Raw genomic sequence first — 24,197 nt, forward strand, 5'->3', positions numbered from 1 at the left:
GAATACAGGCATTACTTATTTATTCATCAAGCCGCCAAGCTTTGGCGGCTTGTATTTTTATTTCCAATCCGGCTGCCGCGCGTGGCCGGATAAAATTTTAAAAGCATCATCATGCTTTCATGGAGAACTCAATGCAAAAAATCCCTTTGACCGTCCGTGGTGCAGAATTGTTGAAACAAGAACTTCAACACCTCAAAAGCGTGGCTCGTCCAGAAATTATTGAAGCCATTGCAGAAGCACGTTCACACGGCGATTTGTCTGAAAATGCCGAATACGAAGCCGCCAAAGAGCGTCAAGGCTTTATCGAAGGCCGTATTGCCGAGCTGGAACACAAACTCTCTATGGCCCACATCATCAATCCTGCCGAAATCCATGCTGAAGGAAAAATCGTATTCGGCACAACAGTAACACTGGAAGATTTGGAAACCGAAGAACAGGTTACCTACCAAATCGTCGGCGAAGACGAAGCAGACATTAAAGAACGCAAAATCTACGTTGGCTCCCCAATTGCCCGTGCCTTGATCGGAAAAGAAGAAGGCGACGTTGCAGAAGTTCAGGCCCCCGGCGGCGTGCGTGAATATGACATCATTGCCGTACAATATATCTAAATAAACAAAAGGCCGTCTGAAAACATTTTCAGACGGCCTTTTGTTGTACCTAAAAACACCATAATCAAAGAAAGCGAAATCTTCCCAGGAGAAGCATAATGAATCTACTGTACAAAATTATCCAAACCGCTTCCGCCATGTGGCTCGGTATGCAGCTGACCGCAGGCTATGTTACTGCTCCTGTCCTGTTCCGCCTCCTGCCTAAAATGCAGGCAGGAGAAATTGCCGGCATCTTGTTTGCCATTACAGCACTATGTGGCTTAGTTATTTTTGGCGTAGCCTATGCCTTTTTCAGAAAGCAACTGGCCTCACTTTCTTGGTGGATATTGGTTCTTTGGCTACTCTTAGCCTGCAACCATCTTTTGGTTACACCGGTTATCGAGGCGCACAAGTACGGGCTGGATAACTGGCTGCTGTCCCTAGTAGGCGGAACATTCGGAGTTTGGCACGGCTTATCCAATATCATCTTTTTGATTTGCACAATACTCGCCGCTGTTTGCGTATGGAAATGGCCGAAGCCAAACTAATCTGTCTTAATAAAAGGCCGTCTGAAAATAAATCTTTCAGACGGCCTTTTATTTTGAATCATGAATTCCCCAAATCTTCAAATATAAACCATAAAAAAATGCCCTGCACATTGCAGGGCATTTTTCACAAACCGATTAAGGTTTAGCGTAACCGTGAACGCCATTGTAAGGAGCTGGGATCCAACCTTCATCAGTAGCAGGCAATTCGCCTTGACCTTCGATAGTTTGGCCTGGAGCAACTTGACGAGTGACAACGCTGCGGATTTTAACATCAACGCGACGGTCAGGTTCGATACAAGCGATAAGAGCAGCACGTTTCTTAGCTTTAGAAACTTTTTTGCCCAGTTTAGCAACTTCAGCTTCACAAGTAGCAGTCATGCGAGCTTGAGATTCGCCCAGACCTACTGCAGAGATTTTGCTAGAAGCAACGCCATGACCTACCAAGTAGTTAGCAACTACGTTGGCACGACGCTCAGACAGAGCTTGGTTGTATTGCTCAGAACCCATGAAGTCAGTATGACCTTCAACACGTACGGTTTGTACGCTTTCGTTGCTCAGGCGTTGAGCCAAAGCGTCCAGGTTTTCTTGAGCTTCAGGGCGCAGGTTGTCTTTGTCGAAGCCGAACAGAGTTTTAGTAGACAGAGAAACAGTTTCATCAACATACTCAGGAGCTTGTTGTACAGGAGCAACTGCTTCGCGGTCACCACATTCAACACGGCCTTGGGTAGCTTTGTCGAAGTAGCTGTTTTTCCAGCATTCGCCGTAGTTGTTACGGACGATTTCTTGAGATTGGCTGCTTACGGTGTAACCGTGTTTGGTATGCGCTTCGCTGGCCATTGCGGTGCCAGAGGCAACCAAGGCAACGAACAATGCGCTTAATTTCAGCTGTTTGGTCATTTTATTCCCTCATCAAATTGTTATGCGGCGGACTAGGAAAGCAACCGCTGCAAAGTACCAATATACAGGCCGCAGTATCAAAACAGCGGCAAATCGGATATATCAGGTTGCACTATAAAGAAGCGCAAGGCAAACTGTCAATACTCGATGCCTTCAAACAATTATGAAGTGCCTGCTTCCTAGTAGTTAATCATGCCGAAAAATCAATCTTGTGTCATTAATTTAGGGCAAAATCAGCCAATTCACCCGCCCAAAGTTGTACAAAAACAACAAAACTTCATCCCCCTTTCATTCACAGATTTCCTGTTTTCATATCATTAAAAGATATTTTCATTAAAAACAACCATTTTCAAAACTCAGGGCAAAACCGGGCAAAATATGTTAAATTACAGACCGTTTGTCGCACAAAATCCACAATAACAACGTATCCGATACTGCCACCATGAAACTGCAACAATTACGTTACGCCCTTGAAGTTTACCGGCACAATCTGAATGTCTCCGAGGCTGCCGATGCGCTTTTTACATCCCAGCCCGGCATTTCCAAACAAATCCGCCTGCTTGAAGAAGAATTGGGTATCCAAATTTTTATCCGCAGCGGCAAGCGTGTGGTTTCCGTTTCGCAACCGGGCAAAGCCGTGTTAGAGATTTCGGAACGGATTTTGCGCGATGTACAGAACATTAAAAATATCGGCAGCGAATTTACCGATCATGACAGCGGCTCCCTGACCATTGCCACGACGCACACCCAGGCGCGTTATGCATTGCCTAAAATCGTTGCAGAATTTGTGAAAAACTACCCTAAGGTCAATTTGACCATCAAACAAGGCAGCCCTTCCGCCATTGCCCAAATGGTCAGCAGCGGAGAAGCAGATTTGGCAATTATTACCGAACGCATTGACGATCACCCCGAGTTGGGCAAACTGCCCTGCTATGAATGGAACCATGCCGTCATTGTCCCGCACGACCACCCTCTTTTAGACTGCCGCAATCCTTTAAGCCTTGAAGATTTAGCTTCTTTTCCGCTGGTTACTTACGAATTTGCGTTCAACTCTGGCAGCAGCATTGCGCGTACCTTTAATAAAGCGCATATCGAGCAACCTGATGTTGCTTTATCGGCTGCCGATACGGATGTATTGAAGACGTATGTACGCTTAGGCTTAGGCGTAGGTTTGATGGCCAAAATGGCTTACGATCCCGTTGTCGATCAAGACTTGCAGTTGATAGACGCGGCGCACTTATTTGAGCCATCGCCCACTTGGATAGCCTTACGCACCGACACTTACCTGCGTGGCTATGCCTATGATTTTATACAGATGTTCGCACCGAAACTGACCAGAGAAGTAGTCGACTGCATTCTGTACACGCCGGTTGTTGAAGATTTTTCAATTTAACATCTAACTATCACCTGCGTAACTTAACAATTATTCTTTAACTTTTGTTAAAAAGGCCGTCTGAACAATTTCAGACGGCCTCAGATTCAGATAGCGTGCGAACAACCGGAAACCATTTTCTTCAAAGTCGTCGCATCTAGGATTTTGATGTGCTTGTGTTCAACCGAAATCAAGCCTTCGTGATGGAATTTGGATAAGGTGCGGCTGACCGTTTCCAGCTTCAGCCCTAAATAGCTGCCGATTTCCTCACGCGACATTCGCAGGATAAAATCGTTGGCGGCAAAACCTCGTGAATAGAGACGCTGAGACAAGTTAAGCAAAAATGCGGCCAAGCGCTCTTCGGCGCGCATATTGCCCAAAAGCAACATCACGCCCTGATCTCGGACAATTTCACGGCTCATCAAGCGGAAAAAGTGAGAGCGCAGACTGGGAATATCCTGACCAAGTTCTTCAATGTGTGTAAACGGAAGCTCGCATACCTCGCTATCTTCCAAAGCCACAGCATCACAACTATGAATATGGGAACAAATCCCATCCATCCCGATCAGCTCGCCCGACATAAAAAAGCCGGTTACCTGATCCCGTCCGTCTTGGCTGGCGACTGTTGTCTTAAAGAAGCCTGCACGGATGGCAAATAAAGAGGTAAACGGCTCGCCGGCACGAAATAAGTACTCGCCTTTTTTCAGACGGCGGCTTTGACGGATCACCGCATCCAATTGTAAAAATTCGTTAGGCATTAGTCCAACAGGCAAACACAGTTCGCGTAAAGAACATGTGGAACACAAGGTTTTCATTTGATGTGTTGCATTGTGTGTAGCCATAACGCACCTTTAATTTGCTTAGTTCTCTCAATCCCTGATTAAGCCGAATAACTATTGACCCATATCAAAGTCGGCATATCATTATGAGGCATTCTACCAAACTATCGAAATTTTGACTAAAATTTTCCCTAATTTCCTTACTTCATACTACAAGCCCCGACCATGAAAATCATCCCCATCTCAAATAACACCAACGCAAACAATGAATTACCGGAATTCGACCGCGAATTGATTGCCAGTTTGCCATCAAGCGGTCCACGTTATACATCCTATCCGACCGCTGACCGCTTCCATGAAGGCTTTAAAGAAGCCGAATATATCCAAGCTTTAAACCTGCGCAACATGGGCGCGCTCAACAAACCCCTTTCACTCTACATCCACATTCCCTTCTGCAATACCATCTGCTACTACTGCGGCTGCAATAAAATCATTACCAAAGACAAAAGCCGTGCCGATGCCTATATCCAATATCTGGAAAAAGAAATGGAATTGCTGGCACCGCATTTGGGCGGAAGACACCAGCTCGCGCAACTCCACTTCGGCGGCGGCACGCCGACATTCCTAAGCGACGACCAACTCGAACGCGTCTTCGACATGATCCGCAAATACTTCCAGCTGATTCCCAACGGCGAATACTCCATCGAAATCGACCCGCGCAAAGTCAGCCGCGAAACCGTCCTCAAACTGGGCAAACTCGGCTTCAACCGCATGAGTGTCGGCATTCAAGACTTCGACCCTAAAGTGCAGGCAGCCGTCAATCGTATCCAAAGTTACGAAGAAACCAAAGAAGTCATCGATGCCGCCCGCGAAGCAGGGTTCAAATCTGTCAGCGTTGATTTGATTTACGGCCTGCCGCACCAAAACACCGAAAGCATCAAAACCACCATCGACACGGTCTTGTCCCTCAACCCCGACCGCCTCGCCCTCTACCACTACGCCCACCTGCCGCATATCTTCAAACCGCAACGCCGTATCGACACCAATGTCGTTCCCGGCAGCGAAGAAAAACTCGATATGCTGCAATATTGCGTCCAAACCCTGACTGAGCGCGGCTACGTCTTCATCGGGATGGACCACTTTGCCAAACCTGACGACGAGCTCTCCATCGCCCTCAAAGAAGGTTTCCTGCAACGAAATTTCCAAGGTTATTCCACCTATGCCGACTGCGACTTGGTAGCAATCGGCGTGTCCTCTATCGGCAAAATCGGCAGCACCTACTCCCAAAACGAGCGCGACATCGATGCCTATTACGCCGCACTCGACGCCGGACACCTGCCCATCATGCGCGGCTACCAGCTCAATCAAGACGACATTTTGCGCCGCAACATCATTCAGGATTTGATGTGCCGCTTCTCGCTCGACTATCGGATTTACGAAAGCGTGTTCGGCATTCCGTTTAGCCGTTATTTCGCGGTCGAACTGGAGGACATGAAACAACTGGAAACCCTCGGCCTGGTCCGCCTCAAACCGCACGGCCTGACCGTTACGCCGAAGGGACGTTTCCTGATCCGCAACATCGCCATGGTGTTCGATTATCATCTGCGCCATAAAGAAACCAAAGCCAAATACTCGCAAACCGTATAAACACTTAGGCCGTCTGAAAGTATGTGTTATATTTCAGACGGCCTTTTTCACATCAAAAGCAACACAATGGATCAACCCGATTTCTTCCCCATTCCCAGCCCCTGTATCGGCGTTTGCGAAGCCAATGCCAAAGGCTATTGCAAAGGCTGCCTGCGCAGCCGGGAAGAGCGCTTGTACTGGCACCAGATGACCGACAGCCAAAAACATCAAGTCATGCACCTCCTAGCCCTCAGAAAAACCAAAATCCGCAACCGCAAAACAGAAAAGCCCGACACGGGCGAACAACCGGTTCAAAACCTGCTCGATTTCTAAACCGCCCTTACCGCACACACCAAAAGGAAAAACATGAAAAAACTACTCGCCTGCCTGCTTGTTCCATTGACCGCCCTTGCCTTGGGTGCCTGCAAACCCGCCGCAACTTCAACCGACAACAAACCTGCCGAACTTAACTGGCAGCAGCCTAAACTGACCAGCAATGTTTGGAAAATCAGCAAAGAAGGCCAACCCGATTCCTATCTGCTCGGCACCATCCACATGGGGCAAACCAATCAAACCTTGTCTTCCGATGCCCTCAAACTATTACAATCCACCGACCAACTGACCACAGAAGTTAACGCATTGCCGGACAGCAGTCCGGAAACAAAAAAAATGTATCAAAAATACTTCAAAGAAGTCATGAGTACCGAACCGCTCAGCCGCAAGCTTGGCAAAACAGATTTCCGTCTTTTACAAGAAATCTATTCACAAAATGAAGAAAGCCGACCCATCGCCCAAATTGCCGACAAACTCCATCCGTGGGCGGCATTCATTTTTGCCGGCAGTACATTTCCCCAAGAGTATAGCTCAGAAACCGGTGCAGATATGTTGCTGACCAACGCGGCAGTCGGCATCAATAAGCCGCGTGGTTCATTAGAAAGCTTGAACGATGTTACCGCGATCTTCAAAGCCCAGCCTGAAGAAACCATGCTCAACTTTCTGAAAGCCAGTATTAAAACCAATAAAGAAGAAACCGAAGATGTCAAAAAACTCCATCAAGCCTATTCAGACGGCCGCTTTGAAGAACTGATCCCACTTTTGGAAGAAACCGAACAACGCACCCTCAAACGTGTTGATGCCAAATACGCCAAAGCCATGTCCGATTGGCTGAAAAACGACCTCCTGATCCGTCGCAACCAGGCATGGTTGCCTGAAATCCGCAAGCAATCCGCCAAACAAAGTACCCTCTTTGCCGTCGGCATTGCCCATTTACCCAGCGAAAAAGGCTTAATCGAATTGCTACGTCAAGAAGGCTATCAAGTAACCCCCGAACCCAAAGTCCTGATTTGGCAATAAACCCCAATCCAACAACAAGGCCGTCTGAAAATCTTTCTTTCAGACGGCCTTTATTTAATCTCTATTAAATGAAGCGGTAAGCAATGTTGAGCGCAAAATCAATCGCCCAATGCCGCTACCATCACCGCTTTAATCGTGTGCATCCGGTTTTCTGCCTGATCAAACACGATGCTGGCTTCGCTTTCAAAGACTTCTTCCGTTACTTCCACACCATTCAGGCCGAATGTCTCATAAATCCATTCGCCGACCTTGGTTTCACGATTATGGAAAGCAGGCAGGCAATGCATAAACTTGACTTGCGGATTTTCAGCCGCCGCCATCAACTCGGGCGTAACTCGGTAATCTTTCAGCAAATCGATACGTTCCTGCCACGCCTCTTTAGGCTCGCCCATGCTGACCCACACATCGGTATGGATAAAATCCACGCCTTTCACGGCTTCTTTCACATTCTCCGTCAACAAAATCCGTCCGCCGGTCTCTTTGGCAACAGCCTGCACCGTCTCGATAATGTTTTCAGACGGCCACAAACTTTTCGGCGCACCGATACGCACGTCCATGCCCAGTTTCGCAGCCAACACCAGCAACGAATTGGCCATGTTGTAACGCGCATCGCCGACATAGGCAAACGCAATTTGGTTCAAAGGCTTGTCGCTATGCTCGCGCATCGTCAGCGCGTCGGCGAGCATTTGAGTCGGGTGAAACTCGTTGGTCAAACCGTTGAACACAGGTACGCCTGCATACTTGGCCAGCTCTTCCACCACATCCTGTCCAAAGCCGCGATATTCGATGCCGTCAAACATCCGCCCCAAAACACGCGCCGTATCCTTAATGCTTTCCTTATGCCCGATTTGGCTGGCAGAAGGCTCCAGATAGGTCACCCCTGCACCTTGGTCGCGCGCGGCCACTTCAAACGCGCAACGGGTGCGGGTCGATGTTTTCTCAAAAATCAGGGCAATGTTTTTTCCCTGCATCCGCTGCACCTCGCGCCCTGCTTTTTTAGCGGCTTTCAATTCGGCGGCAAGGTCGAGATAGGCAGTAATTTCTTCGGGTGTGAAATCCAAAAGTTTTAAAAAATGACGGTTTTTCAGGCTCATGTCTTATTTCTCTTTTTTCTAGCGTGGGCGTTACCCAACATTTTTCTCCATGCAGATTTCGTCGGGCTTCCACCGACCTTCTGCTGCTCAATTTTTTTTAACGTGCGAAGCCTACCCGAAGCATGACCCCTTATGCTCTATCAAAACTCAAAACAAGGCCGTCTGAACCTCGCCTCGCTCCAACGCAAGCAACGATTGTTTGCGGTTCAAACCGCCTGCGTAGCCGGTCAGTTTGCCGTCACTACCGATAACACGGTGGCAGGGAATCAGGATGGACACCTTGTTCTGCCCGTTTGCAGCGGCAACGGCGCGAATAGCCTTAGGATTGCCCAACTGTTGCGCCTGCTCCTTGTAGCTGCGCGTTTCGCCGTAAGGAATAGTCAGCAACGCATTCCATACCTGCTGCTGAAAGGCCGTGCCTATCATTTCCAAAGGCGTCGCAAAAGCTTTCAGACGGCCTTGGAAGTATAAATCCAATTCTTGGTGCAAAAGTTGCGTTTGCTCATTTTCTTGGAAAATAAACTGTCCGTGCAAAGCTTTTTGGACAGCCGTGATTTCCTGCCCTAGCTGTTTCTGACCGACAAATTCCAGCAGACACAAACCCTTGCCACCGAACACCGCCAACATCTCGCCCAACGGCGTGGCAACTGCGGCAACAGTCAGTTCGTTCGGACTATCCGGATAACGCGTTTCCAACAGTCCGATGGTTCGGCGGGTACGGACATATTCTTCAGGGGCGCAACCGATACTGTCGATAAAATCCTGCTCAAGCTGCTTGGCTTCATGTTCCGTAAGACGCTCGTGTAACAAGGTTTCGAGGTCTGTGGAAAAATCGGTTTCCAGCCGCTCGCGGATTTCATTCCACTTTGATGGAAGCTCGTTTAAAGAAGGCAGAGTAATCATATTTTGCCTTATGCAATTATTGATAACTTCATAGAAAACAAAAAGAGCAAAAGAATCATATCGCCCTATCGTTTTTCAAAGCCTACGGTACGGCCTTTTCACTTCAACAAGCGTTTCAACATACCCTCATACACCGCCGACAGCTTCGGAATATCTTCCAAACGTACGTTTTCGTTGATTTGGTGGATGGTCGCGTTAGATGGGCCTAATTCGATGAGTTCTTTGGCAATGGCTTTGATGAAGCGTCCGTCCGAAGTGCCGCCGGTAGTGGACAATTCGGCCTCAACGCCACAAATCTCGGCAATGGCTTCGCGTGCCACGTCGGTCAGTTTGCCCGCGTGGGTTAGGAACGGTTGGCCTGAACAAGACCACTGCAAATCGTATTGCACGCCGTGTTTGTCCAAAATGGTGTGGACGCGTTGTTTCAGACCTTCTTCGGTGGACTCGGTAGAAAAACGGAAATTGAATTTGACGTTCAGCTCGCCCGGAATCACATTGGTCGCGCCTGTGCCGCCGTTGATATTGGAAATTTGGAAACTGGTCGGCGGAAAGTATTCGTTGCCCTCGTCCCAGACTTCCTGTGTCAGCTCTAACAAGGCTGGGGCAAAAGTATGCACGGGGTTGATGGCCAAATGCGGATAGGCAATATGGCCTTGCTTGCCTTTGACGGTCAGGTTGCCCGACAACGAGCCGCGGCGGCCGTTTTTCAACATATCACCCAATTTATCCACGGCAGTCGGTTCGCCGACGATACAGTAATCAATCAACTCGCCGCGCGCTTTCAACACATCGACGACTTTGGTCGTGCCGTCCAGCGCATCGCCCTCTTCGTCCGAAGTAATCAGGAGTGCGATGCTGCCTTGATGATCGGGATGTTCGGCAACGAAACGCTCGCAGGCGGTAACGAAACAGGCAATGCTGGTTTTCATATCCGCTGCACCGCGACCATACAGACGGCCTTCACGCTCGGTCGGTTCAAACGGTGGCGAATCCCATTTTTCAACAGGGCCTGTCGGCACGACGTCGGTATGTCCGGCAAAGCAGAACACCGGAGCCTGTGTACCGCGGCGCAACCAAACATTTTTGGTGTCGCCAAAATGAAGCTCTTCTACGGCAAAACCGATTTTTTGCAGGCGTTCGGCCAGCAGTTGTTGGCAATTTTGGTCATCCGGCGTAACGGACGGGCGGGAAATCAATGCTTTGGCGAGTTCTAGGGATTGGGTTTCGGTCATTGTGTTTACTTTGAAAAACAGGCCGTCTGAAACGTTCTGAATATGATTTTCAGACGGCCTTGAGTTTATTTGAAGATACTGAATGGGCAGTCTGCCTTTCAGTATTCTGAGTTATTTTCCATGGCAAGCTTCATAAAGCGGCAGTAATTCTTCCACTGTTTCCACTATCCATTTCGCAACATCCTGCTTGCCCAAATCATCGCGTTCGATGTGTTTGCCGATACAGAAGAAATCTTTGTCGTCTCGAAGCTTTCTATCGCCGTCGCTTTGTTGGGCGACGGTACGATAATCGTCATATTCGCTTTCCGCACCGTGCCACATATCGAATGAAGCGTATTTTTCGGTATCAAAATTATCCAGCCAGCGGTTGTAATCGGGCAGCGCAATGGGGGAAACATCGGCTTTATAGCAGTGCCAATCCAAGCTGACGCTCAAACGGCGGCGGTTGAGCAAAATCGATAAAATTGCTGCGGAATTTTTATATTGTTCGTATTTGAAATAGGCAAAGAAATGGGCGCGGACCTGCCAGCCGTTACACCAGCGTTCGATATGCGGCGGCGCAAACGGTGCACCCAATTCGGCGGCAACCTGCTGGATCAGCTGCTGCCATACTTGCCAGTTTTCTTTATAGTCGGCCTTGATTTGCGGAATGCTTTCAGGCTGATATTTTTTAAGCTGGGAAAATTGGAAAAAGGGAATATTGAACAAATCGCAACTTTTTGGGGTCAGCATAATATATCCTTGAGACGATTGTTTCAGACGGCCTTATTTGCGGCGGCGTGCAGCCATAATTTCTCCGATTTCGGTCAGTTTTTCTTTGGGGATAAAGGTTTTGCCCATATCAAACAGCGGCTCTTCAATCGCCAGATGAACATCATATCCTGCGACAAAGCGTTTGAACGCTTCCGCATCGGGGACATAGGCGTTGTCTGCTTCGAGTTTGGCGAATTCAGCGGATACCGCCGCCCAGTTGTTGTGCAGGCTGATATGTTGGCGCAAAAGCTCGTCAACGCTTTCTTGAGCTTGCGGCGCATATTGCAATAGAAGCGGGAAGAAATTTTCTTCTTCGTCTTCATGGTGCAACGGCGCGGCAACATTAAAATATTGGGCAATCTGGTGGATGGTTTGCAAAACGATTTGATTGCAGCCGTTTTCGGTAATATAGTCCGACAACATGGCAACCTGGCTGCAGAAACGGCGCACTTTACCATGACAGGCGTACAGCATTTCAATGGGTTCGGCAAAAGTAACGCTTTTGGTTTCAAACGGATTCATGGTTTTGAGGTTTTATTCTTAAATTAATGTTTCCAGATTATAACAAAACAGCCTGCGCAAGGCAGGCTGTCTATTTTTAAGCTTAAAGCGGATTAGTCAACCAAAGTAACTTTACCGTTCATCAAAGCACCGTGACCTGGGAAGGTACAAGCGAATTTGTATTCGCCGCCGGCCAATTTAGCAGGATCCAGAGTCAGGGAAGCTTCTTCGCCGCCGCCAACCAGTTTGGTGTGGGCAACAACGCGTGCGTCGTCAGGTTTAACGTAGTCAGTTGCAGCAGCACCGGCACCATCTTTGAAAATACCGTCCATGTCTTCGGCTTTACCGATGACGATGTTGTGACCCATGCTTTCTTTAGGTTGGGTACCGGTGTGTTTCAAAGTGATGGTGAATTCTTTACAAGCTTTGCTTACTTGGATTTCTTTAGTGTTAAACTGCATAGCGTCGTTGGCTTCAACAGTAGTTGCGCAGTTGCCGGCAGCAGGAGCGGCGGCAGCATCGGCCGGAGCAGCTTCAGAGGCAGGAGCGGCATCGGCAGGTGCAGTAGTTTCTGCAGGAGCAGCTTCAGAAGCAGCGGAAGCAGCAGGTGCTTCAGCAGGTTTTGCAGCTTCTTGAGAGCATGCAGCCAAGCCGATAACGGCAGCGGAAATCAGAGCCAGATAAGCTTTCATTGATGTATCTCCTAATGATGAGAGTCTTGTTAAGTTCTATTAATAGAACCCGCGCGAATATATTAACAAAGGCAAATACCAGACTTAAACTTATTCACGCAGAGCGATAAGAAATTCAGGCGTTATTTTGCTATAAACTTCGCACGAAATCAAAGTTTCAGGCCAAGTTTACATCAGTTTACCTAAAAGAAAACAGTTACTGTTTAGGTCGTATTTCTTTAGTATTAGATGCTATCGGTCAAATGAAATAAGTTTTAACATTTATTAACCATAATCTCATTCGGCATGATTTTAGCGGCTGTGCTTGCGTACCAATTCTGCCAATGCCGCCGCCAATTCGGGATGTTTGCCTTCCAATTTGGCTGCCGCCTCATCGAAACTGTCTAAAGCTGCCTCGCTCAATCGCAAACTATTGGTTTTCGGCTGAGCCGGAGGCTTGGGGACTACCCTGACCACCACTTCCCTCACGCCTGCATGCAATGTTTGCAACTTGGGCAGCATGGCGGGCAGGATCATTTTTAAACGCGAAGCAGCCATATTGTTGGCGGCAAGCAAGACCAATCTTCCGTCTTCTACGCAGGCCGTCTGAAAATGCGGATGCAGGTTGGCCGGCAAAACCGTTTTGATTTTTGTATCCAATTTCCGCCATTGTTGCGATTGTTGCAACAAGCCCGCCAATAAATGATCGCGCTTGCCTAATTGTGCTAAATCCATATATTTCAGACGGCCTCTCAGTAAATTAACCAAACAATTACAATTGAAATACAGCAAAACCGCCTTTATTTCAAACAGCATTACCGCGTTATACAAGCGCTTGTGTTAAAATCCCAGTTTCGCCCACTATTATATCAAGGCGCAGGAATTATTCATGCTGACAAACATTGCTAAGAAAATCTTCGGCAGCCGCAACGACCGCCTGCTGAAACAATATCGTAAATCCGTTGCCAAAATCAACGCGCTTGAGAAACAAATGCAGGCCTTGAGCGATGCAGAACTGCAAGCTAAAACAGCCGAATTCAAACAACGTCTCGCCGACGGACAAAGCCTGGACGACATCTTGGTCGAAGCCTTTGCCGTCTGCCGCGAGGCATCCCGCCGCGTATTGGGCATGCGCCACTTCGATGTACAGCTGATCGGCGGTATGGTCCTGCACCATGGCAAAATCGCCGAAATGCGTACCGGTGAAGGTAAAACATTGGTGGCTACCCTTGCCGTTTACCTGAATGCATTGTCAGGAAAAGGTGTACACGTCGTTACCGTCAATGACTACCTCGCCTCCCGTGACGCAGGCATTATGGAGCCGTTGTACAATTTCTTAGGCTTGAGCGTCGGCGTGATCGTAGCCGATTTGCAACCTTTCGAACGCCAAACCGCTTACGGTGCCGACATTACTTACGGCACCAACAACGAATTCGGCTTCGACTACCTGCGCGACAATATGGTGACTGACCAATACGACAAAGTTCAGCGCGAATTGAACTTTGCCGTTGTCGACGAAGTGGACTCCATTTTGATCGACGAAGCGCGTACGCCGCTGATTATTTCCGGCCAGGCAGATGACAACATCCAGCTCTACCGCGTGATGGATGCTGTTCCGGCCCACCTTATCCGCCAAGAAACCGAAGAAGGCGAAGGCGATTACTGGGTAGATGAAAAAGCACACCAAGTTATTCTGAGCGAAGCCGGTCACGAACACGCCGAGCAAATCCTGACCCAAATGGGCTTATTGCAGGAAAACGACTCGCTCTACTCTGCCGCCAATATCTCCCTGATGCACCACCTCATGGCGGCATTGCGTGCACACACCCTGTTCCACAAAGACCAACACTACGTCATTCAAGACGGCGAAATCGTGATTGTAGACGAGTTCACAGGCCGTCTGATGGCCGGCCGCCGTTGGTCCGAAGGCTTGCACCAAGCTGTTGAAGCCAAAGAAGGCGTAGAAATCAAACGCGAAAACCAAACGCTTGCCTCCATTACCTTCCAAAACTACTTCCGCCTGTACAGCAAACTGTCCGGCATGACCGGTACGGCCGACACCGAAGCCTTCGAGTTCCAAAGCATTTACAACCTCGAAACCGTCATCATCCCGACCAACCGTCCGGTACAACGTAAAGACTTCAACGACCAAATCTTCCGCTCGGCCGAAGAAAAATTTGAAGCCGTTGTCAAAGACATCGCCGAATGTCACAAAAACGGCCAACCGGTTTTGGTCGGTACCACCAGCATCGAAAACTCCGAACTGGTTTCCCGTTTGTTACACGAAGCCGGTCTGCCACATAACGTCCTCAACGCCAAAGAACACGAGCGCGAGGCATTGATTGTGGCCCAAGCCGGTAAAGTCGGCGCAATTACCGTTGCCACCAACATGGCCGGCCGCGGTACCGATATTGTCTTGGGCGGCAACCTCAAACATCAAATCGAAGCCATCCACGCCGATGAAACCCTGAGCGAACAGCAAAAACAAGCGCAAATTTCCGCCCTTGAAAGCGGTTGGCAAACCGAACACGACCAAGTTGTGGCCGCAGGCGGTTTGCACATTATCGGTACGGAACGCCACGAAAGCCGCCGTATCGACAACCAATTACGCGGTCGTGCAGGCCGTCAGGGCGACCCCGGCTCCAGCCGTTTCTATCTGTCGTTTGAAGACCCATTGCTGCGCCTCTTCGCACTCGACCGTGCCGCCGCCATCCTCAACCGCCTGGCACCCGAGCGCGGCGTTGCCATCGAACACGGCCTGCTGACCCGTCAAATCGAAGGCGCGCAACGTAAAGTCGAAGGCCGCAACTTCGATATGCGTAAACAGGTTTTGGAATACGATGACGTTGCCAACGACCAACGTAAAGTGATTTACCATCAACGCAACGAAATCCTGACAACTAAAGACGTCAGCGATTTGACCCGCGAAATCCGCGCCGACGTTATCAGCGACTTGGTTGATTACCACATTCCGCCTGACAGCATGGAAGAGCAATGGGACATTCCGGCACTTGAGCACCAACTTGCCGCCGATTTCCGCCTGCATGTCGATATTAAAGGCTGGTTGAAAGAAGACAGCACTTTGGACAACCAAGACATTAAAGAGCGTCTCATCAAACGCATCGAAGACGAATATGCCGAGAAAGTCGAATTGGTCGGCAAACAAGCCATGTCGGATTTCGAACGCAACGTTATGCTGCAAGTTATCGACAACCAATGGCGCGAACACCTCGCCGCCATGGACTACCTGCGCCAAGGCATCCATCTACGCAGCTATGCTCAGAAAAATCCGAAACAAGAATACAAACGTGAAGCTTTCATCATGTTTGAAAACCTGTGGCGCAGCATCAAACAAAACATTGCCGCTTTGCTGACTGCCGTTCAAATCGAGCGCAACAGCGAATACGACCACACTGCCGCACAAAGCGTCAGTGATGTTCAAACCGTCCACTCCGACGCGCCCGATATGGAAGAATTGCTCGGCCAATCGCAAACCGATTTGGTGACCGAAGCATTCGATCCTGACGGTACCGACTTCAGCCCTGAAGCACTTGCTCAAAACGGCCTGATTGTTCACCGCAACGATCCTTGCCCTTGCGGCAGCGGCCTGAAATACAAACAGTGCCACGGTAAATTGAACTAAGCAGTCAATTCAAAAGGCCGTCTGAACAGTGAAACGAGAATCTTTGATTTCGTTCTCACGTCTGTTCAGACGGCCTGAGAATTATCCAAACAAAAAATTTCCAAACCCAATTTCAAAAGAGTATCCCTATGGCAGGCAATACTTTCGGACAAATCTTTACCGTTACCACTTTCGGCGAAAGCCACGGCGCAGGCTTGGGCTGCATCATCGACGGCTGCCCGCCCGGATTAGAATTGAGCGAAGCGGATATCCAGTTTGACCTTGACCGCCGCAAACCCGGCACCAGCCGCCACGTTACCCAACGCCGCGAAGCCGACCAAGTCGAAATCCTCTCCGGCGTATTTGAAGGCAAAACCACCGGCACCCCCATCGCCCTCCTGATCCATAATACCGACCAACGCAGCAAAGACTATGGCAATATCGCCACCAGTTTCCGTCCCGGACACGCCGATTACACCTACTGGCACAAATACGGCACACGCGACTACCGCGGCGGCGGTAGAAGTTCCGCCCGCGAAACCGCCGCACGTGTTGCCGCCGGAGCAGTCGCTAAAAAATGGCTGAAAGAAAAATTCGGCACGGAAATTACCGCCTACGTTACCCAAGTAGGCGAAAAAGAAATCCAGTTTGAAGGTTACGAATATATTTCCCAAAATCCTTTTTTTGCCGCCAACCAAAGCCAAATTGAGGACTTGGAAAACTATATGGACAGCGTGCGCAAAGCATTGGACTCTGTCGGCGCGAAACTGCATATCGAAGCGGTTAATGTCCCCGTCAGCTTGGGCGAACCTGTTTTTGACCGCCTCGATGCAGAAATTGCCTATGCCATGATGGGCATTAATGCCGTCAAAGGTGTAGAAATCGGCGCGGGTTTTGATAGCGTAACGCAACGCGGCAGCGAGCACGGCGACGAGCTCACGCCACAAGGCTTTCTATCCAACCACTCAGGCGGCATCTTGGGCGGCATCAGCACCGGGCAAGACATTCATGTGAATATTGCCATCAAACCGACCAGCTCCATCGCCACACCGCGCCGCAGCATCGATATAGAAGGCAATCCTGTCGAGCTTGCCACACACGGCCGCCACGACCCCTGCGTCGGATTACGCGCTGCTCCGATTGCCGAAGCCATGCTGGCATTGGTATTGATTGACCACGCCTTACGCCATCGTGCACAAAATGCCGATGTACAGGTCAATACACCGGACATCGCCAAACTGGGAAAATAACCGTTTATTTCTGAATATTCTCAGAAAAATTTAGCCAAATCACAGTCTTTATACTACAATAGCACCTTATTGCCGTATGAAGAAAATACGGATTTAGATTAGAGGAATACAACCGCAATGGCACAAGAAACCGCTTTGGGCGCTGCACTGAAATCTGCCGTCCAAACCATGAGCAAGAAAAAACAAACAGACATGATTGCCGACCACATTTACGGCAAATATGATGTGTTCAAACGATTCAAACCGTTGGCTGTCGGCATCGACCAAGATTTGGTTGCCGCCCTGCCCCAATACGATCCTGCACTGATTGCACGCGTACTGGCCAACCACTGCCGCCGCCCACGCTATCTGAAAGCCTTGGCCCGCGGCGGCAAACGTTTCGACCTAAACAACCGCTTCAAAGGCGAAGTCAGCGCAGAAGAGCAAACCATCGCCCAACAGCATCCTGCCGTTCAACAGGCATTGGCTGCACAAGCCGAACGCCAAGCCGCTAAAGCTGCCGCTGAAGCAGAAGTGGCCCCTACTCAAGCTGAGGAGACCAACAACGCTGCTGAATAATGTTCAGACGGCCTGATAAGGCTTGCACTAAATAAATAGAGACCCCAATTCAATACGACATCTTTAACGTCGATGAATTGGGGCTTTTTATTGCCTTAACCTTATAGTGGACTGATTAAAAATAACTTTGTTTGCCCTCACTAAGCCAAGTTTTGAAACCAAAAATCTTTTCTAAAATATTCCCAATAAGGTATTTCTCTATCATCTTGATTATTCTTGTATCAGTTCAAACATTGAAAAGCATGATTTATGCATCTCTAAAACAAACTGAAAACTACCCCTTATAAAGATAAGCAAAGACCGTCTGAAATCTATCTTTCAGACGGCCTTTTTCAATCAAGCACTCAGTTAAAACACGGCTTGCAAAACCAAATAGCTGACAACAGACAAAACGGCAGCGGCAGGCAAGGTAATGACCCAAGCAAGGCCGATCGGTTTCATCAATTTCCAGTTGGCATTGCGGTTAACCAAACCGATACCCAAAACTGCACCCACCAAGATATGAGTACTGGAAACAGGCAAGCCCATAAATGATGCGGCCATCACGACGGCGGCGGCAGAAAGCTCTGCAGAAAAACCTGACGCAGGGTGCATTTCCGCCAAGCTGGTCCCTACGGTTTTAATCACTTCTTTACCGACAAACCACAAACCGACGATCAAAGCGATACCGAAAGTCAACATGGCAATCGGCGGCACGGCGTTTTGAGCAGTAATGCTGTTGGTACGCAGCACATCCATAATCGCGGCAAACGGACCAATCGCATTGGCAATATCGTTCGCACCATGGCTGAATGCGAAACCGCAAGCGGTAAACACCTGCATCCATGAGAACATTTGGAAAGTCGATTTATCCAAATCTTTGCGTTTCAAACTTTTGGCAAATACAAACGTACCCATCCAAATAGCCGCACCGATCATGAAAATGGTCAGGAAGCTGTTGACATTGCTCATGCCCAAATGCAGATTTTTCAGACCTTTGAAAATCAACATGGCCGCAATCATCATACCGCCGACAGAGGCAATAAACGGCACCCAGGAATGCAGGGCTTTGTAAGAATCCACTTCGCCCTTACGGCTGTCAAAGCGGTATAGGCCGCGATAATACTCAGACTGCAACTCTTCGGGATCAAAGTCCGGCTCATCATAAATTTGGGCATCGTGCGCCATTTTAGTGGCGTATTCGACTTTTTCAGATTCACTCAAGGCCTCAAAAAACTGGCGGTGCTCTTCTTTATAGGCTTTCTTCTCCAGTTTGATGCCTTTCAGCGTATTGCCGGCCCAAGAGTTGTAATCCAAAACATTTTTCTTGATTCGTGAAAACAACAGATAGGAAACGATGCCGCCCAAAACCGGGGACAAAATCCAAGACAAGGCAATCTCACCCAATTTATCCCACTGAATCAATGCAACGGAATCTACGCCGTTTAACGTCGCCATGCACAATGCACTACCGACAATACCGCCGATAATGGCATGCGTCGTTGAGACAGGAAGGCCTTTGTGCGAGGCAAAAAGCAGCCACAATGCCGCAGCCAAAAGCGCAGACATCATAATAAAGACAAACTGCATCGGATCCAAATGCATCGCATTCAAATCGACAATACCCTTGCGGATGGTATCTGTTACCTCGCCGCCGGCAATCACTGCGCCGCTGACTTCAAATACCGCCGCAATCAGCAAAGCTTGCGGAATGGTCAATGTGCCGGAGCCGACACTTGTACCGAAAGAGTTGGCAATATCGTTACCGCCCACATTAAACGCCATGAAGACGCCGAAAAAGGTGGCAAGGATAAACAGGCCGGAATGGTTGTAATGGGTATAACCTAGGCCCCAATAAATAAAATAGCCGACCATGCTCACAAGCATAGCGGCGAAAGCCGTATTAATCAGCTTCAAGTTCGCACTCGACTGAGTTTGAGCCATGGAAAGTTTCCTTTTGGAAAACATGTTGAGTCGCGCTATTTTAACCTCTTTGTAATCTTTCTTGCACCAACTATTTACATTAAATGCCGAAATTCCCGTAAAAACGTCAAAAGGCGTTAAAATGTCGTTTTACCTTCTCTTTCTGTAACCGAAATGCAACCCCAATACTATATCGGCATCATGTCCGGAACCAGCATGGACGGTGCCGATGCCGTACTGATTCAAATGCAGGGTAAACAATGGCAACGCGCCGTCGCCCATAGCTTTCTACCCTATTCAGACGGCCTGCGCCAAGAATTGTTGGCACTGCAAGACATAGGCGAAAATGAATTGCACAGAAGCAATATCCTGGCGCAAACACTCAGCCGCCTATACGCCCAAACCGTACAGCAACTGTTGACAGAGCAAAACCTGTCTGCCAAAGACATTACCGCAATCGGCTGCCACGGACAAACCATCCGCCACGCGCCTGAACACGGTTACAGCATTCAACTGGTCAACCTCCCCCTATTGGCCGAGCTGACCGGCATCTTCACGGTCGGAGACTTCCGCAGCCGCGACCTTGCCTGCAACGGCCAAGGTGCGCCCCTCGTCCCAGCCTTTCACGAAGCGCTGTTTCGAGACGTAAATGAAACCCGTGCCGTACTTAATATTGGCGGCATTTCCAATATCAGTATCCTCCCGCCCGACGGCCCTTCTTTCGGCTTCGATACCGGACCCGGCAATATGTTGATGGATGCATGGATGCAACATATTTGGCAGCAGTCTTACGACAAAAATGGGGAAAAAGCCGCACAAGGCGAAATCCTCCCTGACCTGCTCGCTTCCCTGCTCGACCATCCTTACTTCAGCCGCCCCTATCCGAAAAGTACAGGCCGAGAGTTGTTTTCCCTAAGCTGGCTTCAAGGCCGTCTGAAAGGTGATGAAAAGCCGGAAGACGTCATGCGCACATTGGTCTTTTATACCGCACAAACCATTTTTGACGCGACCAAACAAGCTGCCCCGGCGATTCATCATCTTTATATCTGCGGCGGCGGCATCCGCAATCCGGTTTTGATGCAAGACTTGGAAACCCTGTTTTCTCCCGACACCCAATTGCACAGCACAGCCAAGCTCCATCTTGACCCGCAATGGGTCGAAGCCGCCGCTTTTGCCTGGCTTGCCGCCTGTTGGTGCAATCAAGTTCCGAGCAATCCCCACCATGCGACCGGCGCACATTCACACCGAATTTTAGGCTCTGGACATTACGGCAACTAAAGTCGGATAAATAAAAAGGCCGTCTGAACATTTTCAGACGGCCTTATCTATATTAATTAGCCTCTACTTATTCTTCTTCCGGCAAACGGTTGATTTTCACACGGGCAATCCGTTGTCCGTCCTTCTCGACCACTTCAAAACGCCAACCGTGATAATTGATAAAATCGCCTACATCAGGAATACTTTGCAACTCTTCCATAATTAAGCCGGCAACGGTATGAAAGTCAGCGTCTTCCTCTTGGGCAGGCAGACTTAATTGAGAAGCCAATTCCACATACTCCAATGCACCATCCACAGACAGCGTTTCATCCTGACTGGCTGGAGCAGCCTCTTCTTCCTCACGCTCGAATTCCTCGGGGAATTCACCGGCAATGGTTTCCAACAAATCTTTCATGGTCACCATACCCAACACCGCGCCAAATTCATCCACCACCAAGGCATAATCCGCGCTGCTTTGACGGAACAATTCAATCGCATTCAACGCCGTCGTACTGTCCGGCAAAATCAACGGCTGGCGCAAGGCCGTCTGAATATTGATTTCTCCCGATTCAAGCAGCTGGTTCAGCAAATCTTTTTTACTGATATAGCCCAAAGGCTCATCTACACCTGCCTTACCGACAACCAACAAACGGCTATACGGCGTATTTTTCAACTGCGCATTTTGTTCTTCCCGACTTTGGGAAATATCCAATTTCTCGATTTCCCGACGCGGAATCATCACACCCATAATCGGACGCTCCGCCAAAGTCAGCACGCTGCGAATCATGGATTTTTCGTTTTCTTCAAAATGCTCGTCATCGCCGCCATTATCGCCTGCTTTTGCCAAAATGCTTTCGCGGATACCCATCATGCCCAACACATTTTCAGCGGTGCGCTTACGCCAAGAGGTACTGATGTAGTCATTTTTGCGGGCATTCTTTTGCGAAACCTGATTAAACAGTTCGATCAAAATCGAGAAGCCGATCGCCGCATACAAATAGCCTTTCGGAATATGGAAATGGAAGGCTTCCGCAATCAGGCTGAAACCAATCATCAACAAGAAACCCAAACACAACATCACAACGGTCGGATGCTTGTCCACAAAGGCAGTCAACAGTTTGCTGGCAGAAATCATCACCGTCATCGCCACAACCACTGCACCCATTGCCACCACAATATGATCCACCATCGCCACTGCCGTAATAACAGAATCGATAGAAAAAACCGCATCCAAAATCAAGATTTGCGCCACAACGCCCCAAAAGGAAGAATGCTTCTTCTGCCCTTCAGCAACAGCAAATTGATTGCGGCCTTCAAGGCGCTCGTGCAGCTCGGTAGTCGCTTTATAAAGCAGGAAAATACCGCCGGCAAACATAATCATGTCTTTGCCGGAAATCTCCAAGCCGCCTAACTCAAACAAAGGCCGTGTCAGCGTCATGATGTGCGCCATGAAGCCCAACATGAAAATCCGAATAACGACAGCCAAACCCAAGCCCGTTATCCGCGCCCTATCCCGTTGCGACGGTTTGACCTTGTTTGCCAAAATCGCTACGAAAACAAGGTTATCAATACCTAAAACAACTTCCAAAACCAGAAGCGTGGCAAAGCCTATCCAAGTATGCGGCTCGGCCAACCAACTGAAATCCATAATGATTGCGTTCCTTTAAAATACAAAAAGGCAGCCGTTCCGCTTAAAACGGACAGACTGCCAAATTTCGGGCATAAATAAAGGGAAAGAAGCGGTATAACAACTACTCTGCTCTGCGTCTTTCATGAAAAATTTATGCCCCGGTCAAAAATAATGGCAAACAGTTTATCAGTTTGACGAAAGAAAGGCAAAGTCCGACAGCATATTTTCTTTTAAAAACAGCCTACAGCTGCCAACAAATCACTTTCTCCAGCGTTAACAAAAGGAATCGGTCGATATATTTGGTGATTATGGTTTGTTCGGTTTGCTGAAAGAAGATTCTTATAAGAAATCCCCTAAATGCCTGAGTGAAAATTTATTTTTTTTTTACCAAGGTCTCAAACCGTCTAAAAAATTGGGATTTTTTCAGACGGCACGGTTTATATAGACAATAATTTTCTTAGAAAATATAACAATTATATTCTTTCAGAAATTACGGATATATTTAATCTCCATACAGTTAAAGTAATTAATCTGCCATCTAAATAAGAATATTTTAATTGAAGAGCATCATCTACAAAGCAAATATTTCCAGCTGTAAATGTATTGCCATCTAGCCTACCTGTTATCTTATATTGTGCACTATCACCTATTCTTTCAAAAGGAATAATAACAGATTCATCTGTATTAACCTCTTCCAATATAAACTTATCAACAATGAAATAGTCAAGTTCCACATTGTAAACTTTATTTACTTCAATAGCCATTGGACAATAATCGAGGAAACAATATAGGTCGTTATTTTCTATAGAAAAATATGCAAATTCCTCAATTATTTCATCCATTTTTTTTAGCTTTGCTGAGTAAATCATTTTTAACCTTTCATAAATTATTTTACTTCATAAATTGTTTTATCTTTTGGATTGCTACGATTTATAGATCTCCAAAAGTCTTTTCCACTTTTCACATGGATGGTTGTGATGTAACCTTGATGATTTGTTCCTATAAAGGCTGATGAATTAAGTGTAATCATTTAATCAATTATCATCAAAATATCTTAAAATATTAACCAATAGATAAAACAAAAACCACCATACAAGATGGTGGTTTTCAAATCTGGCTCCCCGACCTGGGCTCGAACCAGGGACCTGCGGATTAACAGTCCGTCGCTCTACCGACTGAGCTATCGGGGAATTAAAGATGAGATTATATAGAAAATATCAGAAACCTGTCAAGCAACAATCTATATAAAAACAAAAATATTTTTATATCTTTTTAATTTATAAAACTTTTATAAGATTTCAGCAATTTGTTTGGCCGCACGTTTCGCATCCAACAAAATCAAACCCAATTTACCGCTTTCTTTTGCCATCAATGCCAACACTGCATTTTCACCTGCCTGACTCAGCAGAATATAGCCATTTTTACCTTTAACCATTACCTGATCCAACTCACCGCAAGCCAACTCGTGTACGGAACGATTACCCAACGCCAAAAGCGTTGCCGACATCGCACCCACACGGTCTGCATTCAAATGCGAAGGCAGCATGGTTGCGATTGGCAGGCCGTCTGTAGAAATAACTGCAGAAGCAGTGATATCCGCAGAGGTATTGTTCAAATCGCTTAATACAGAGATTAATAGTTGTTGCATAGTCGCTCCATTCT

At 48.0% G+C, this 24,197-nt stretch carries 23 protein-coding genes and 1 tRNA gene; 10 read left to right on the forward strand and 14 right to left on the reverse strand.

Going from position 1 to position 24,197, the window contains the following annotated elements; translation table 11 throughout:
• Nucleotides 1–131 precede the first annotated feature (131 nt).
• Together greA and HMPREF2711_RS05825 are read left to right on the forward strand one after the other, a co-directional pair.
• A complete protein-coding gene (gene greA, locus HMPREF2711_RS05820) occupies nt 132–608 on the forward strand; it encodes a transcription elongation factor GreA (protein ID WP_003748679.1) in 477 nt (158 codons plus the stop codon).
• 98 nt (nt 609–706) lie between these two features.
• Complete coding sequence (locus tag HMPREF2711_RS05825; RefSeq protein WP_003748681.1) at nt 707–1,135, forward strand: DUF4149 domain-containing protein; 429 nt, start codon at nt 707–709, stop codon at nt 1,133–1,135.
• A 135-nt stretch (nt 1,136–1,270) separates the two neighbouring features.
• On the opposite strand, the gene HMPREF2711_RS05830 is transcribed toward HMPREF2711_RS05825, so the two are convergent.
• The gene (locus HMPREF2711_RS05830) at nt 1,271–2,032 is read right to left on the reverse strand and encodes an OmpA family protein (protein WP_003748686.1); all 762 of its coding nucleotides are present in this window, start codon (nt 2,030–2,032) and stop codon (nt 1,271–1,273) included.
• A 442-nt stretch (nt 2,033–2,474) separates the two neighbouring features.
• Between HMPREF2711_RS05830 and HMPREF2711_RS05835 the strand changes: the two genes are divergently transcribed.
• The gene (locus HMPREF2711_RS05835; protein WP_003748688.1) at nt 2,475–3,425 is read left to right on the forward strand and encodes a CysB family HTH-type transcriptional regulator; all 951 of its coding nucleotides are present in this window, start codon (nt 2,475–2,477) and stop codon (nt 3,423–3,425) included.
• 86 nt (nt 3,426–3,511) lie between these two features.
• Here HMPREF2711_RS05835 and fnr read toward each other — a convergent pair whose 3' ends face one another.
• Nucleotides 3,512–4,246 carry a fumarate/nitrate reduction transcriptional regulator Fnr gene (gene fnr / locus HMPREF2711_RS05840; RefSeq protein ID WP_003748691.1) on the reverse strand — a complete coding sequence of 245 codons (735 nt, stop codon included), beginning with the start codon at nt 4,244–4,246 and terminating at the stop codon, nt 3,512–3,514.
• Nucleotides 4,247–4,408: 162 nt separating this feature from the next.
• On the opposite strand from fnr, the gene hemN reads away from it, so the two are divergent.
• The 3 genes from hemN to HMPREF2711_RS05855 all read left to right on the forward strand — a co-directional run bounded on the left by hemN (nt 4,409) and on the right by HMPREF2711_RS05855 (nt 7,162).
• The gene (gene hemN / locus HMPREF2711_RS05845) at nt 4,409–5,830 is read left to right on the forward strand and encodes an oxygen-independent coproporphyrinogen III oxidase (protein WP_003748693.1); all 1,422 of its coding nucleotides are present in this window, start codon (nt 4,409–4,411) and stop codon (nt 5,828–5,830) included.
• Nucleotides 5,831–5,896: 66 nt separating this feature from the next.
• A complete protein-coding gene (locus HMPREF2711_RS05850) occupies nt 5,897–6,142 on the forward strand; it encodes a DUF1289 domain-containing protein (protein ID WP_003748694.1) in 246 nt (81 codons plus the stop codon).
• 33 nt (nt 6,143–6,175) lie between these two features.
• Nucleotides 6,176–7,162: a TraB/GumN family protein gene (locus HMPREF2711_RS05855; protein WP_003748697.1), complete on the forward strand. Its 987-nt coding sequence runs from the start codon at nt 6,176–6,178 to the stop codon at nt 7,160–7,162.
• A 98-nt stretch (nt 7,163–7,260) separates the two neighbouring features.
• On the opposite strand, the gene argF is transcribed toward HMPREF2711_RS05855, so the two are convergent.
• The 7 genes from argF to HMPREF2711_RS05890 form a co-directional block, all read right to left on the reverse strand.
• Nucleotides 7,261–8,256: an ornithine carbamoyltransferase gene (gene argF / locus HMPREF2711_RS05860; RefSeq protein ID WP_003748699.1), complete on the reverse strand. Its 996-nt coding sequence runs from the start codon at nt 8,254–8,256 to the stop codon at nt 7,261–7,263.
• 147 nt (nt 8,257–8,403) lie between these two features.
• Nucleotides 8,404–9,159, reverse strand: a complete 756-nt coding sequence (locus tag HMPREF2711_RS05865; protein ID WP_003748702.1) for a methylated-DNA--[protein]-cysteine S-methyltransferase — start codon at nt 9,157–9,159, stop codon at nt 8,404–8,406.
• A 98-nt stretch (nt 9,160–9,257) separates the two neighbouring features.
• Nucleotides 9,258–10,391 (reverse strand): succinyl-diaminopimelate desuccinylase, encoded by a 1,134-nt coding sequence (dapE, locus tag HMPREF2711_RS05870; protein WP_003748705.1) that lies wholly within the window; start codon nt 10,389–10,391, stop codon nt 9,258–9,260.
• A gap of 111 nt (nt 10,392–10,502) precedes the next feature.
• Nucleotides 10,503–11,123, reverse strand: a complete 621-nt coding sequence (locus tag HMPREF2711_RS05875; protein ID WP_003748707.1) for a glucose-6-phosphate 1-dehydrogenase family protein — start codon at nt 11,121–11,123, stop codon at nt 10,503–10,505.
• A 33-nt stretch (nt 11,124–11,156) separates the two neighbouring features.
• The gene (locus tag HMPREF2711_RS05880; RefSeq protein ID WP_003748710.1) at nt 11,157–11,666 is read right to left on the reverse strand and encodes a hemerythrin domain-containing protein; all 510 of its coding nucleotides are present in this window, start codon (nt 11,664–11,666) and stop codon (nt 11,157–11,159) included.
• Between the two features lie 92 nt (nt 11,667–11,758).
• Nucleotides 11,759–12,337, reverse strand: a complete 579-nt coding sequence (gene azu / locus HMPREF2711_RS05885) for an azurin (protein WP_003748712.1) — start codon at nt 12,335–12,337, stop codon at nt 11,759–11,761.
• A gap of 291 nt (nt 12,338–12,628) precedes the next feature.
• Complete coding sequence (locus HMPREF2711_RS05890) at nt 12,629–13,051, reverse strand: DciA family protein (RefSeq protein WP_003748714.1); 423 nt, start codon at nt 13,049–13,051, stop codon at nt 12,629–12,631.
• A 154-nt stretch (nt 13,052–13,205) separates the two neighbouring features.
• Between HMPREF2711_RS05890 and secA the strand changes: the two genes are divergently transcribed.
• The 3 genes from secA to HMPREF2711_RS05905 all read left to right on the forward strand — a co-directional run bounded on the left by secA (nt 13,206) and on the right by HMPREF2711_RS05905 (nt 17,746).
• Complete coding sequence (secA, locus tag HMPREF2711_RS05895) at nt 13,206–15,959, forward strand: preprotein translocase subunit SecA (protein WP_003748718.1); 2,754 nt, start codon at nt 13,206–13,208, stop codon at nt 15,957–15,959.
• A 128-nt stretch (nt 15,960–16,087) separates the two neighbouring features.
• Nucleotides 16,088–17,188, forward strand: a complete 1,101-nt coding sequence (gene aroC, locus HMPREF2711_RS05900; RefSeq protein ID WP_070615808.1) for a chorismate synthase — start codon at nt 16,088–16,090, stop codon at nt 17,186–17,188.
• A gap of 117 nt (nt 17,189–17,305) precedes the next feature.
• Entirely contained in the window at nt 17,306–17,746 is a 441-nt protein-coding gene (locus HMPREF2711_RS05905; RefSeq protein ID WP_003748722.1) for a ProQ/FINO family protein, read from the forward strand.
• Nucleotides 17,747–18,094: 348 nt separating this feature from the next.
• Here HMPREF2711_RS05905 and HMPREF2711_RS05910 read toward each other — a convergent pair whose 3' ends face one another.
• Complete coding sequence (locus tag HMPREF2711_RS05910; RefSeq protein ID WP_003748724.1) at nt 18,095–19,669, reverse strand: inorganic phosphate transporter; 1,575 nt, start codon at nt 19,667–19,669, stop codon at nt 18,095–18,097.
• 153 nt (nt 19,670–19,822) lie between these two features.
• On the opposite strand from HMPREF2711_RS05910, the gene HMPREF2711_RS05915 reads away from it, so the two are divergent.
• On the forward strand, nt 19,823–20,926 hold the full coding sequence (locus HMPREF2711_RS05915) for an anhydro-N-acetylmuramic acid kinase (RefSeq protein ID WP_003748727.1): 1,104 nt from the start codon (nt 19,823–19,825) through the stop codon (nt 20,924–20,926).
• Between the two features lie 67 nt (nt 20,927–20,993).
• Here HMPREF2711_RS05915 and HMPREF2711_RS05920 read toward each other — a convergent pair whose 3' ends face one another.
• The 4 genes from HMPREF2711_RS05920 to HMPREF2711_RS05935 all read right to left on the reverse strand — a co-directional run bounded on the left by HMPREF2711_RS05920 (nt 20,994) and on the right by HMPREF2711_RS05935 (nt 24,183).
• Entirely contained in the window at nt 20,994–22,553 is a 1,560-nt protein-coding gene (locus HMPREF2711_RS05920; RefSeq protein ID WP_070615810.1) for a TerC family protein, read from the reverse strand.
• Nucleotides 22,554–23,008: 455 nt separating this feature from the next.
• On the reverse strand, nt 23,009–23,404 hold the full coding sequence (locus HMPREF2711_RS05925) for a hypothetical protein (protein ID WP_036494005.1): 396 nt from the start codon (nt 23,402–23,404) through the stop codon (nt 23,009–23,011).
• Nucleotides 23,405–23,649: 245 nt separating this feature from the next.
• Nucleotides 23,650–23,725: transfer RNA gene (locus HMPREF2711_RS05930), tRNA-Asn, on the reverse strand.
• A 98-nt stretch (nt 23,726–23,823) separates the two neighbouring features.
• Nucleotides 23,824–24,183 carry a roadblock/LC7 domain-containing protein gene (locus tag HMPREF2711_RS05935; RefSeq protein WP_003679682.1) on the reverse strand — a complete coding sequence of 120 codons (360 nt, stop codon included), beginning with the start codon at nt 24,181–24,183 and terminating at the stop codon, nt 23,824–23,826.
• Nucleotides 24,184–24,197: the final 14 nt, after the last annotated feature.

The organism is Neisseria sp. HMSC070A01 (assembly GCF_001810165.1).
GTDB lineage: Bacteria > Pseudomonadota > Gammaproteobacteria > Burkholderiales > Neisseriaceae > Neisseria.